At 35.9% G+C, this 12,159-nt stretch carries 10 protein-coding genes and 1 pseudogene; 5 read left to right on the plus strand and 6 right to left on the minus strand.

Going from position 1 to position 12,159, the window contains the following annotated elements; genetic code table 11:
• Positions 1 to 900 carry a CfrBI family restriction endonuclease gene (locus ACN4EE_RS12210; RefSeq protein ID WP_431706723.1) on the plus strand — a complete coding sequence of 300 codons (900 nt, stop codon included), beginning with the start codon at positions 1 to 3 and terminating at the stop codon, positions 898 to 900.
• A 113-nt stretch (positions 901 to 1,013) separates the two neighbouring features.
• Positions 1,014 to 1,238: pseudogene (locus ACN4EE_RS12215) on the plus strand (type II toxin-antitoxin system HicB family antitoxin).
• A 339-nt stretch (positions 1,239 to 1,577) separates the two neighbouring features.
• On the opposite strand, the gene ACN4EE_RS12220 reads toward ACN4EE_RS12215, so the two are convergent.
• The 5 genes from ACN4EE_RS12220 to cynS form a co-directional block, all read right to left on the minus strand.
• Positions 1,578 to 1,781, minus strand: a complete 204-nt coding sequence (locus ACN4EE_RS12220) for a hypothetical protein (protein WP_431706724.1) — start codon at positions 1,779 to 1,781, stop codon at positions 1,578 to 1,580.
• A 90-nt stretch (positions 1,782 to 1,871) separates the two neighbouring features.
• The gene (locus ACN4EE_RS12225; protein WP_431706725.1) at positions 1,872 to 3,086 is read right to left on the minus strand and encodes a molybdopterin molybdotransferase MoeA; all 1,215 of its coding nucleotides are present in this window, start codon (positions 3,084 to 3,086) and stop codon (positions 1,872 to 1,874) included.
• Positions 3,087 to 3,120: 34 nt separating this feature from the next.
• Positions 3,121 to 3,255: a MerR family DNA-binding transcriptional regulator gene (locus ACN4EE_RS12230; protein WP_431706726.1), complete on the minus strand. Its 135-nt coding sequence runs from the start codon at positions 3,253 to 3,255 to the stop codon at positions 3,121 to 3,123.
• A 226-nt stretch (positions 3,256 to 3,481) separates the two neighbouring features.
• Positions 3,482 to 4,780 carry a homoserine dehydrogenase gene (locus ACN4EE_RS12235; RefSeq protein ID WP_431706727.1) on the minus strand — a complete coding sequence of 433 codons (1,299 nt, stop codon included), beginning with the start codon at positions 4,778 to 4,780 and terminating at the stop codon, positions 3,482 to 3,484.
• A gap of 114 nt (positions 4,781 to 4,894) precedes the next feature.
• Positions 4,895 to 5,338 (minus strand): cyanase, encoded by a 444-nt coding sequence (gene cynS, locus ACN4EE_RS12240; RefSeq protein ID WP_431706728.1) that lies wholly within the window; start codon positions 5,336 to 5,338, stop codon positions 4,895 to 4,897.
• 216 nt (positions 5,339 to 5,554) lie between these two features.
• On the opposite strand from cynS, the gene mnmG reads away from it, so the two are divergent.
• A complete protein-coding gene (mnmG, locus tag ACN4EE_RS12245; protein WP_431706729.1) occupies positions 5,555 to 7,471 on the plus strand; it encodes a tRNA uridine-5-carboxymethylaminomethyl(34) synthesis enzyme MnmG in 1,917 nt (638 codons plus the stop codon).
• Between the two features lie 223 nt (positions 7,472 to 7,694).
• Entirely contained in the window at positions 7,695 to 9,407 is a 1,713-nt protein-coding gene (locus ACN4EE_RS12250; protein ID WP_431706730.1) for a peptide ABC transporter substrate-binding protein, read from the plus strand.
• A 245-nt stretch (positions 9,408 to 9,652) separates the two neighbouring features.
• On the opposite strand, the gene queA is transcribed toward ACN4EE_RS12250, so the two are convergent.
• Positions 9,653 to 10,693, minus strand: coding sequence for a tRNA preQ1(34) S-adenosylmethionine ribosyltransferase-isomerase QueA (queA, locus tag ACN4EE_RS12255; protein ID WP_431706731.1), 1,041 nt, complete (start codon positions 10,691 to 10,693; stop codon positions 9,653 to 9,655).
• A gap of 212 nt (positions 10,694 to 10,905) precedes the next feature.
• On the opposite strand from queA, the gene ACN4EE_RS12260 reads away from it, so the two are divergent.
• Positions 10,906 to 12,069 (plus strand): cysteine desulfurase family protein, encoded by a 1,164-nt coding sequence (locus tag ACN4EE_RS12260; RefSeq protein WP_431706732.1) that lies wholly within the window; start codon positions 10,906 to 10,908, stop codon positions 12,067 to 12,069.
• Positions 12,070 to 12,159 lie beyond the last annotated feature (90 nt).

Raw genomic sequence — 12,159 nt, forward strand, 5'->3', positions numbered from 1 at the left:
ATGACGTTAACAGATCAAGTTATCAAAAATATTATTAAGCGTTTAATAAAAGGACAGGACTATAGAATAGAAGTTATTGCTTTAATCAATGCTGAATTTTTACAGTTTGCTATAGAATTTTTTAAACAAATTGTTGATGCTAAACTCAAAAATAAAGATTTAACTCAAGATTGGTATAAAAACTATTTTTTAGATCCGAAATTAACGTCAAAGGAAATAGCTATTAATTCTGGTTTAAATACAAAAACCATTACTAATATGTATAATTCAGCCTCTAAACAAATAGTTATAAATGCTTCTAATGAACATTATGACGTTTTATATGAATCAATTAGTAACTTAATAGAGAATGAAAATGAGATTGATTTAACTCTCACTATTAAATTTAGGGGTGTTAGCGTTGATTTGAATATAAATGAAAGTCTAATTGTTATTAATACTTTAGCGGTAAAAAGGGCAGCTTTAAGGGGCGGATTATGGAGTACGGCGGGGAAAAAAGTAGAAAAATATTTAATGGCTTCTTTATGTTATTTATTTGATGTTCCTTTGCTTCATTTTGATCAAACTAATATTCCTGAAAGTATGAGAGAAGTTGATTTTTATTTAATAAATAATGAAAACTATTATCGTTGTGAAGTTAAATTGATGGGGAAAGGAAATCCAGAAAGTGCCGATGCAATTTTTGCCAGAGAAACCAATGTTTTTGTTGCAGATAAACTATCTAATTTAAACAAAGAACAAGCGGATATTTTAGGAGTTAATTGGGTAGAATTAAGAGCAGAAAATGGATTTATGAAATTTGCAGAAATTTTAGAAAAATTAAATATTCCTCATCATTCTTTAATTGAAGATTTAGACACTAAAGTAGCTAAAATACTTACTCAATTAATAAAGATATAGCAATTCTGATATTTGTGAAGTACACAGATAAATTTAAGTTGCTTTTTAATTCCTGTCTTCATGAGCTTTTCATATTTTAAAAGCCATAAAAGAAGTAAAAAAAAGAGAAAAAAATGGATAATTTAAAATATAAAATGATTATTCAATGGTCTGATATTGATAACTGTTACTTAGTTGGGTTTCCTGATTTTGAAGGGCAACAATGGCGCACTCATGGTGATACTTATGAGTAAGTCTTCCAAAATGCTATCGAAGTTTTAGAATTGTTAATTGAGGATTATCAACTATCAGGAGAAACTTTACCAATACCTAGTATTTTAAAAGAAAAGGTTGCTTAAATTGAAAGGAAATTAGAATTATCCATAGATTGAATGAGGAAAATGAGTTATGGATGGAGATGGGTTGAACAGTGTTCAACCCCTACAGTGTATCGTAGGGGCAGAATATCATTCTCCTCATTTTCACCAAATCGCACTCATTTTAATAAACTTGATCATGATTACCTATATCAATAAAAATCGCTTTATTTTCATCTACAAAGTAAAAAATTACTCTTTGATTATACTCAATACTAAAACTCCATAAATCTTTGATTTTTCCTGATAATTTATGAGTTTTTAATCGAGAATCAAAAGGATTATTTATAAAAATTTCTAGTTTGTTTTTGAACTTATTTTCTAATAGCCGATTTCCTTTAATTCATTTATATCTGAAGAAAAATTTAATTTATCTTCTTTTTGTCTCTGTTGACTAAGGAGATAATTTTGATAAATTTCTTCTCTTTTTTCCTCTATTAAATAATGTTCAATAAGTGATTTAATTTGTTCTTTTTCATCTGTCGATAAATTTTTAACCGATTCAACAACTTCACTAAAAGTCATATATTTATATTCCTGATAATCTATTTATCTTATATCATTATATTTTCAAACCATTATCTCCTGAAGATAAAGGCACTTATTCATTCTCTATTAAACAAGGAGAATTTGCACATCATCACCGATTTCGATTAAGTTTGTACCGATAGGGATAATTGCCAAAGCATTAACGCCTCTTAAATTAACTAAGTTTCCTGAACTGTGAGAACCTTTAGCTGTGGTAAATTGATAATATCCCTCCATTAGCTTCACGTTACCCCATAAATAAGTTTCTCGATTGCCGTCACTACGCAAATGATTACGAGTGATACCTCGCACGATCGAACTGGGGGTATAATAACGATTACCTGATAACTTATGTAAAGCGGTTTGCAGTAAACGCCAACAAGTCACCATCGTAGAAACAGGATTCCCCGGAATGCCGAAATATAACTTATCGCCAAAAGTTGCCACTGTTAAAGGTTTACCCGGTTTCATCGCCACTTTTTTAACCTTAATCTCACCCCCCAACTTAGTTAAGACTTTATCCACATAATCATATTCTCCCACCGATACCCCCCCCGTAGAAATCACCCAATCGGCTTTTTCTAAGGCTTGAGAGATGGCTTTTTCTAAGGCAATTTCATCATCGGGAATAATGCCCAAAGGTAAAGGAATACCGCCATTTTGTTGGATAAAACTTGCTAAAAGATACTGATTCGAGTCGATAATTTGCCCTTTTTGTAACGGTTTATCAGGGGTAATTAATTCATTGCCTGTGGAGAGAATCCCAATGACGCTCGATCGAAATACTGGTACTTGCAAACATTGTGCTGTAGCTAAAATAGCCATTTCAGGAGGATTTATCTTCATCCCTGCGGATAGCAACACATCTCCTGCTTGATAAAAAGAACCTTTATGTCTTACGAAGTTATGTAAATTTGTGGGTGAAAAAATCAACACTCGATCGAGATTGCGTTTAGTATCCTCTTGGATTACGATCGAATCAGCCCCTTGGGGTAAAATTCCACCTGTAAAGATTCTAGCGGTTTCTCCCTCATGGATAATTTTTTGAGGGCAATATCCTGCGGGGATTTCTTCAACAATTCTTAAAGGCACAGGTTTATTTGGGGTTGCGCCTAAGACATCCTTATATTTAACCGCATAACCATCCATAGCAGAATTATCCTCAGATGGAAAATCCAGAGGGGAAGTAATATCTTCAGCTAAAATCCGATTTGTTGCGTCATGTAGAGAGACAAATTCAATATCGGTGATAGGTTTAACTAAATCGAGGATAATTTTTTCTACTTCTGTAACAGTTAACATGAGGAATCTAATAAATAGTCTTAAATATTATAAGCTAGAACGCATCTAAGTTTGAGTAGGTAATAAGATCATATCTCCTGAGTCCTGTGGGAGTTCTAATGGTGCTAATTTTTCCTGTTTTATCCCAATTTCGGAGGGGTTGAGTGCTAACTCCGAGGGCTTTAGTCATTAACAGTAGTTTTGTCAATATTAATGGACGAAATTAAATGGTGACATCAATAAAATGTATCAAAAGATACTAAATATTAGTCAGACATTTTTTGAGTTATTTGTCAATGCGTAAGTTCTATTAATGTTACTACATTACGATATGGTAAGCTAGTTTACATTTAAGTTTACTGATGAAGATAGGGAAAAGGTAAGTGGAGTTGGTGGGCAATGCCCACCCTACAATTTTACAAGACTCTGATAATGCTAGGAATGTTTTTAATGGCGTTTAAACTTTGTATCTCTTCGATCGCACTTCTAAAGTTACCTTCTCTCACTTTATGGGTGACAACTACAATTTCTGCTAATTCGCCTTGAAAGCCAATTTGTACTACTGACTCTAAACTAACATCGTGTTCGCCAAAAGCCATGCCTAAATGTCCAATTACCCCCGGTACATCAGCACAAAGGAAACGGGTATAAAAACGGGTGTAAACGTCTTCTATGGGGCTAACCAGACAATAGTTTTGAGGGGAACAACTTAACAAAGGATCGAGCTTTTCGGCTTTGTTGTTACTGTAAAGAACTCCCACAATGTTCATTATATCAGCTACTACGGCACTAGCTGTGGGTCCTGATCCTGCCCCCGGTCCATAAAACATGACTTGTCCTAATGGTTGCCCTTCGACTAAAATGGCGTTATTGACTCCGTTAATGTTTGCTAAAGGATGAGATTTCGGCACAAATGTAGGATGCACTCTTAGCTGTAATTTTTCGGGTTCACTTTGGGGTAATTTATGGGCGATGGCTAAAAGTTTGATCACAAAGCCCAATTTTTCAGCATAGCTAATGTCACTGCTGGTAATTTTTGTGATTCCTTCACAATAGACATCTTCCCGTTTGACTTTACCGCCAAAGGCTAAGGAGGCTAAAATCGAGATTTTGTCTGCCGCATCTAACCCCCCTACATCGGCGGTGGGATCAGCTTCTGCGTAGCCTAATGCTTGGGCTTCTTTTAATACTTCCTCAAAGTCCACTCCATTTTGAGTCATTTGAGTCAGAATATAGTTAGTTGTACCGTTAACGATTCCAATAATATTTTCAAAACGGTTTGCACCTAAAGATTGTTTCAATGGTTCTACAATGGGAATACCTCCTCCTACGGCGGCTTCGAGGAGTACATAAACTTTGGCTTTATTTGCCGCTTCGTAGATTTCTGGGGCGAATCTTGCCATTACTGCTTTATTGGCAGTTACAACGTGTTTTCCATGTTCGATCGCTTTTAAAATAAGACTTCTAGCGGGTTCTAAACCACCGATTAATTCCACCACAATATCAATATCGGGATTGGTGACGATGGCTTCTAAATCAGTAGTCAGAATTTCTGTAGGTAATTCGATCGAACGTTTTTTATCTAAAGACTTTACCCCTACTTGTTCGATCGTTATATCTTGGAGAAGGGGATGTCTGCCTTCAGGATTTAATAATATTTCTGCTGTACCTGCACCTACAGTTCCAAGTCCTAATAAACCGATTTTAAAAGCCACAATATCTATCCTTCACAAATTAATCTTATTTTGGTTATTGTACAACAATAGTTGGCAATTAGGAATGAGCATTAACCTATTACTTATTACCCATTACCTATTACCTATTTTTAACTACCATTTTTTATAGGGTAAGAATTTACCACACATGGTGACTTTAACTCGATCGCCTTTGGCATCTTCTACTTTATCCACATCTAAAGTAAAATCGATCGCACTCATAATACCATCCCCAAATTTTTCTTGAATAACATCTTTGAGAGGCATCCCGTAAACCTGCATAATTTCATAAAAACGGTAAATCAAAGGATCAGTAGGAATTACAGGGTCTAAACAACCCTTAACAGGGGGGATAGTTAATTCTTCAGCTAACTCAGAAGGCAATCCCAATGTTTCTACTAATTTTTTTGCCTCTGTTTCATCGGCAGTAGCCTGACGATAAATCACCGATGCGATCCAGACTTCATCTCGTTGTAAAATTTCTTCTAACTGAGCAAAAGTGACACCTTTTGCTTTTTTTGCGGTTAAGAGAGTTTTGGTAATTTCTGCAATAGCCATAGAGGTTATAAGTGTATAGTTAATAATGGATAGGTAATGAGGATTTAATCAAATAGACTTGTTTATTTTAAGAGATTGCTTCGTACCTCGCAATGACAATTCAACTAAACATAATTTCAATTTCCATTTCTAAGTGAACTTGAAGGCACGAAAGAATCTCAAAAGGTTATGATATAAAATAAGAATTTTTATCATTATTGAGACAACAAGATAACTATGACCATTAAAACCCCCGTAGAATTTCAAGACGAGTTTGACGTAATTATTATTGGCGGTGGACATTCAGGCTGTGAATCCGCCTTAGCTAGTGCTAGATTAGGTTGTCGTACCCTGATGTTAACCCTCAACTTAGATAAAATTGCGTGGCAACCTTGTAATCCTGCGGTGGGTGGACCTGCAAAATCTCAGCTTACCCACGAAGTCGATGCGCTTGGAGGAGAAATTGGCAAAATGGCTGATCGAACCTACCTCCAAAAAAGAGTGTTAAATAATTCCAGAGGACCTGCTGTATGGGCATTGAGAGCGCAAACCGATAAACGAGAATACGCCCATGTCATGAAAAATATTGTGGAAAATGAGCCTAATTTGTCCATCAGGGAAGGCATGGTGACGGATTTAGTTTTAGGCAAAAATGATGAAATTATCGGTGTTCAAACTTACTTCGGTACTTGTTTTAAAACCAAAGCAGTGGTATTGACTACGGGTACATTTTTAGATGGTAAAATCTGGATTGGCGGTAAATCCATGTCCGCAGGTAGGGCTGGGGAATTTGCTTCGATCGGACTTACAGAAACCTTAAATGACTTAGGTTTTGAAACAGGAAGATTGAAAACAGGCACACCAGCAAGGGTGGATAAACGCACCGTTGACTACAGCAAAATGGAAGTACAACCCCCCGATGAGGAAATCCGTTGGTTTAGTTTTGATCCTGAAGTATGGATCGAAAGAGAACAAATGAACTGTTATTTAACCCGTACCACCCAAGCAACCCATCAATTAATTAAAGATAATCTGCATTTATCCCCCATTTACGGCGGTTTTATTGACTCCAAAGGACCTCGATATTGTCCTAGTATTGAAGATAAAATCGTGCGTTTTGCTGACAAAGAAAGTCATCAAATATTTATCGAACCTGAAGGGCGAGACATTCCAGAGTTATACATTCAAGGGTTTTCTACGGGTTTACCTGAGAATATTCAACTAGCTATGTTACACACTCTCCCCGGTTTAGAAAATTGTGTCATGTTGCGCCCTGCTTATGCGGTAGAATACGACTTTTTACCCGCTACTCAATGTTATCCTACCCTGATGACAAAAAAAATTGAGGGGTTATTTTCTGCTGGACAAATTAACGGTACAACGGGCTATGAAGAAGCCGCCGCACAAGGTATCGTTGCTGGTATTAATGCGGCTAAATTTGCCCAAAATAAGCAGATGGTGGTGTTTTCCCGTGAACAAAGTTATTTAGGTACTTTAATTGATGACCTTTGTACTAAAGATTTACGAGAACCTTATCGAATGCTCACATCTCGATCGGAATACCGTTTAATACTTCGATCGGACAACGCAGATCAACGTTTAACTCCCCTTGGTAGAGAAATCGGCTTAATCGACGATCGACGTTGGGAACTATATCAACGTAAACAAGAAAATATCATAGCAGAACAAGAGAGATTATATGAAACGAGAATCAAAGAAAGAGAAGAAGTTGCTATAAGAATTGTGGAAGATACAGAACAAAAAATTAAAAACTCCATTACCCTAGCGGATTTATTACGCCGTCCTAATTTTCACTATGAAGATTTAGAGAAATATAATCTCGGTAATGCTGAGTTAAATAAAGCGGAAAAAGAGGGGGCAGAAATTGAAATTAAATACTCTGGTTACATCAAAAGACAACAAAATCAAATTGATCAAATTGCCCGTCATAGTAACCGTAAATTAGATGAAAATTTAGACTATATGAAGATAGAAACTTTGTCTATGGAAGCAAGAGAAAAACTCACAAAAGTTAAGCCTCTAACCATCGGACAAGCTACTCGTATTGGAGGAGTAAATCCTGCGGATGTCAATGCTTTATTAATCTATTTAGAAATGCAAAATCACTTATTATCAACCACTTCTGCTGACTAAATTAAAAGATTTTTGAATAGGCTATTATTTAGGTAACGTATAATAAATTGAACTAAATTTTTACAAAAAATATCATGGTTTTTAATAATAATTGATTTTCTCATTATAAAAAATGACTAGATTTCTTATTCATTATAGTTTTCAGTTATATCAATCAAATTTCGAGAATGAAAAAACTCTATTAAGCAACTCTAAATTCTAAATTATTTTTATTCACCTACTTATGACTTATTCCTCTTTAATAAAATTCCTCGCTGTGGTTATCGGTGGTTTTACTTTAATCGGTTGCAACTCCTCTCCCAATCAGAGTTCGATCGAGCAAAATGATAAAATATTAAAAATGTTATATTGGCAAGCGCCTACTATTTTAAATCCCCACCTCTCCACTGGATTTAAAGACGCAGAAGCTAGTAGAATTACCCTTGAACCTTTAGCAACCTTTAACCCTGACAGTGAGTTAATCCCCGTATTAGCTTCAGAAATTCCCACAGAAGAAAACGGCGGTATCGCCAAAGATGGAAAATCGATCGTGTGGAAGTTACGTCAAGATGTAAAATGGTCTGATGAACAACCTTTTACTGCGAAGGATGTGGTATTTACATACGAATTTATCACCAATCCCAAAGTTGGTAGTGTTAACGCTAAAGAATATCTCAACATAGAAAAGGTAGAAGCCTTAGACGACTATACCGTGAAGGTGACATTCAAGGAAGTAAATCCTGCTTGGTATTCTGTGTTTGTGGGTAGTGCAGGGATGATTTTACCCAGTCACCTTTATAATGAGTATAACGGAGAAAATGCTCGATCAGCTCCTTATAATCTTATCCCTATCGGTACAGGTGCTTATAGTGTGGTACAGTTTAAACCGGGTGACTCAGTAATTTATCAACCCAATCCCCATTATCGATACCCCGAAAAAATCAGTTTTGACACGGTAGAAATTAAAGGGGGAGGAGATGCCACTTCAGCCGCTAGGGCAGTTTTACAAACGGGAGAAGCCGATTTTGCCTATAATCTACAGGTAGAATCGAATATTTTGCAGGAGTTAGCTAAAGGGGGAAAAGGTAATATTGTCACCAATTTCGGTTCTAATAGTGAACGTATCTTACTTAACTATACTGATCCTAATCGTGCCACACCTGACGGGGAAAGATCAAGTTTACAGTTTCCTCATCCCTTTCTCAGTGATAGCAATGTGAGACAGGCTTTAGCTTTAGCTGTGGATAAAAATACGATCGCAACTCAACTTTATGGCATTACAGGCAAACCCACCAACAATTTTTTATTAGCACCTCCTCAATATGTTTCTAATACTCCTGTACCAGAATTTAATATGGAAAAAGCAAAGGAATTATTAGATAACGCAGGATGGATAGATAGCAATGGTGACGGTATTCGAGACAAAAACGGTGTCGAAATGAAGGTAGTGTTTCAAACCACTGTTAACCCTTTACGACAAAAAACCCAAGAAATTATTAAGCAAAGTTGGCAATCTTTAGGTGTCGGTGTAGAATTAAAGACGATCGATGCTAGTATCTTCTTTTCTAGTGATCCTAGTAATACTGATACTGTAGAACGTTTTTACGCTGATGTGCAAATGTTTACGACAGGCAATGAAAATCCCGATCCCACAGCTTATTTTAAGGTTTATACTTGTGACAATATACCCCAAAAGAGTAATAATTGGTCGGGAAATAACTATTCCCGTTATTGTAACAAAGAGTTCGATCGAATTTTAGCCACCGTCACCACAGAGTTAAACCCCGAAAATAGGGCAAATATTTTTAAACAGTTAAATGATATACTCATTCAAGATACAGTGGTAGTTCCCATCGTGCATCGTGCCGATACCGTAGCCGTTAGTAATAGTTTACAGGGAGTTAATTTAACCCCTTGGGATTTAAAAACATGGAATATTGCAGATTGGAAAAAATAAAGAATTAAGAATGCAGAATTAAGAATTAAGAATTAAGAATTAAGAATTAAGAATGAGGAATTAAGAATTAAGAATGAGGAATTAGTCGTTCATCAATAATCTAACGTGTAATGAATTACACCTCTAATAGATTAACGTTCAATAAATTGAACTCTAAATTTTTGATTAAAAACTATTCACTATTCACTATTCACTATTCACTATTCACTATTCACTACCTTCATCAAAATACTATGAGGCAACATCTAAATATTGATAAACATGGCATCTCCAAAGGAATAAAATCGATACTTTTCTTCTATGGCTTCTTGATAAATACTCATCAATCTTTCTCTACCAATGAGCGCACTAACTAACATCAATAGACTAGATTTAGGAAGATGAAAATTAGTGATTAAACCATCGATGACTTTAAATTCATAACTCGGATAAATAAATAAGTCGGTTTTCCCTGAAAATGCCTTTAATTTCTGATGATGTTGATATGCACCTTCTAAGGTACGCACTACGGTTGTACCTACGGCTATAACTTTTCTTCCTGCTTCTTTGGTTTTCTTGATTAAGTCAACGGTGTTTCGATCGAGTTCGATCGATTCGTGGTGCATTTCATGGGTTAAAATATCTTCAACTTCTACAGGGCGAAATGTACCGATACCCACATGAAGGGTGACAGTAGCAATATTAACTTGTCTTTCCTTCAATTCTTTAAACAATCTTTCTGTAAAATGTAATCCTGCTGTTGGAGCTGCGATCGCACCTTCTTTTTCAGCGTAAATAGTTTGATATTGTTCAACTTTAGCTTGAGATTCCGTGACATAGGGAGGAAAAGGAATATTACCCACCTTATCTAACACTTGCCAAAAAGTCTGAGAGGAAGGAAAGGTAAATTGTAAAAATCGCCCTCCTGTCTTGTCATCTTTCCCCATAACCGTAGCTTTTAAGTCATTACTAAAAATAATTTCACTACCCACCGCAAAACGCTTTCCCGGTTTCACTAAGGCTAACCAACAGTTATTTTCTGTTTCTTCGATTAATAACACTTCCACTTGCGCCCCAGTGGATTTTTTACCGTATAAACGAGCGGGAATGACACGGGTATCATTGACAACTAATAAATCACCGGGTAACAATAAATCTGGCAAGTTACAAAAAATCGTATGTTCGATCGAACTTTCTGGTTTAACCACTAATAAACGAGAGCTATCCCTTGGAGTTACAGGGTTTTGGGCGATTAACTCTGGTGGTAAGTGATAGTCGTAACTGGATAATTTTCGATCGAGATTCATTGTACAAAAAATAACACTTTAGCAATTATATCTTGAAATTGTTACTTTACTGATCTGCCTTAACAAAACCTGAGTGAATTATAAAACCTAGATAACGAGAGAAATGTGGGTTTAAGGTTCTTCTAATAAACTATCATCAAGATCAATATTCGTTCTCATTTTTTTATGTAAAATGTGTACTTAGAAAAACATTATACACTCAATGATTCTTAATGTCTAATTCTATCTACCTTGATTATCACTCCACAACCCCCGTCGATCGAAGGGTTGCCCAAAAAGTCTATGATTATATGGTGACTAATTTTGGTAATAGTAGCAGTATAGATCATATTTTTGGCGATCGAACCCAAGAAGCAGTCAAAAAAGCAAAACGACAGATAGCAGATTTAATTAACTCCTCACCCCAAGAAATTATTTTCACATCAGGTGCAACAGAAAGCATTAATTTGGTTATTCAAGGATTAATCAAGCCTTATCCTCATCGTTATATTATCTCACCCCTCGAACATAAAGCAGTTATCGATACTTGTCAGGCAATGGAAAAGAAGGGATTAGGAAAAATTGTGTGGTTGAAAGTGGATAATAAGGGCAGAATTGACTTAAATAACCTTGAAAAACTATGCAGTGAAGGAGGGGATTTATTGTGTATTATGGGTGCTAATAATGAGGTTGGGAATATTTACCCCATTGAAAAAATTGGTAAAATCGCTCAACAATATCATATACCCTTTCTTTGCGATGGTTCTCAGGCAGTGGGCAAAATTCCCGTTAATTTTCACGATTGGGGTATCACTTTTTTAACTATCTCTGGTCATAAATTATACGCCCCCAAGGGTATCGGTGCATTAGTCATCAAAAAAGGTTATCATTTACAACCCCTCATTTATGGCGGAGGACATCAAAACGGGATTCGATCGGGTACATTAAATGTATCAGGGATAGTGGGATTGGGAGAGGCTTGTTATTTACGACAACTGGAAATGAAGGAAGATGAAAGCTCGATCGAACTGAAAAGAAATCACTTACAATCATTATTACAAGAGAAAATCCCGAATTTAGTGGTAAATGGAGATACAGAAAAACGCCTCGCAGGAAATCTGCATATATCCATCCCCCATGTGCCAAATAGTGCTGTTATTGCCCGAATTAGGGATAAATTAGCCATTTCTACGGGTTCAGCTTGTAGTAGTGCCACCGTTTCTCCTTCTCACGTCTTAAGGGCGATGAATTTAGATGATATAATCATAGACAGTGCATTGAGAATTGGTATCGGCAAATTTACTACGGATACAGAAATAGAAAAAAGTGCAGAAATTATTACCAATACCGTTGAAAAAATTGGCTCTCTTACTTTGAGTATGATAAATTATGTCTAAAAAAAAGTGTCAGGCGGCGCACTGAGCGTAGTCGAAGTGTATCAGGTGGCAGGTGTTAGGTTAAATTAAAACTGTAAATTTATAATATTT

The sequence above is a fragment of the Geminocystis sp. CENA526 genome, assembly GCF_050753365.1.
Taxonomy (GTDB): Bacteria; Cyanobacteriota; Cyanobacteriia; order Cyanobacteriales; family Cyanobacteriaceae; genus Geminocystis.

Coding starts and splice junctions, on each gene's coding strand:
- ACN4EE_RS12210 (WP_431706723.1), top strand. CDS start 1: ATGACGTTAACAGATCAAGTTATCAAAAATATTATTAAGCGTTTAATA.
- ACN4EE_RS12220 (WP_431706724.1), bottom strand. CDS start 1,781: ATGACTTTTAGTGAAGTTGTTGAATCGGTTAAAAATTTATCGACAGAT.
- ACN4EE_RS12225 (WP_431706725.1), bottom strand. CDS start 3,086: ATGTTAACTGTTACAGAAGTAGAAAAAATTATCCTCGATTTAGTTAAA.
- ACN4EE_RS12230 (WP_431706726.1), bottom strand. CDS start 3,255: ATGACTAAAGCCCTCGGAGTTAGCACTCAACCCCTCCGAAATTGGGAT.
- cynS (WP_431706728.1), bottom strand. CDS start 5,338: ATGGCTATTGCAGAAATTACCAAAACTCTCTTAACCGCAAAAAAAGCA.
- mnmG (WP_431706729.1), top strand. CDS start 5,555: ATGACCATTAAAACCCCCGTAGAATTTCAAGACGAGTTTGACGTAATT.
- ACN4EE_RS12250 (WP_431706730.1), top strand. CDS start 7,695: ATGACTTATTCCTCTTTAATAAAATTCCTCGCTGTGGTTATCGGTGGT.
- queA (WP_431706731.1), bottom strand. CDS start 10,693: ATGAATCTCGATCGAAAATTATCCAGTTACGACTATCACTTACCACCA.
- ACN4EE_RS12260 (WP_431706732.1), top strand. CDS start 10,906: ATGTCTAATTCTATCTACCTTGATTATCACTCCACAACCCCCGTCGAT.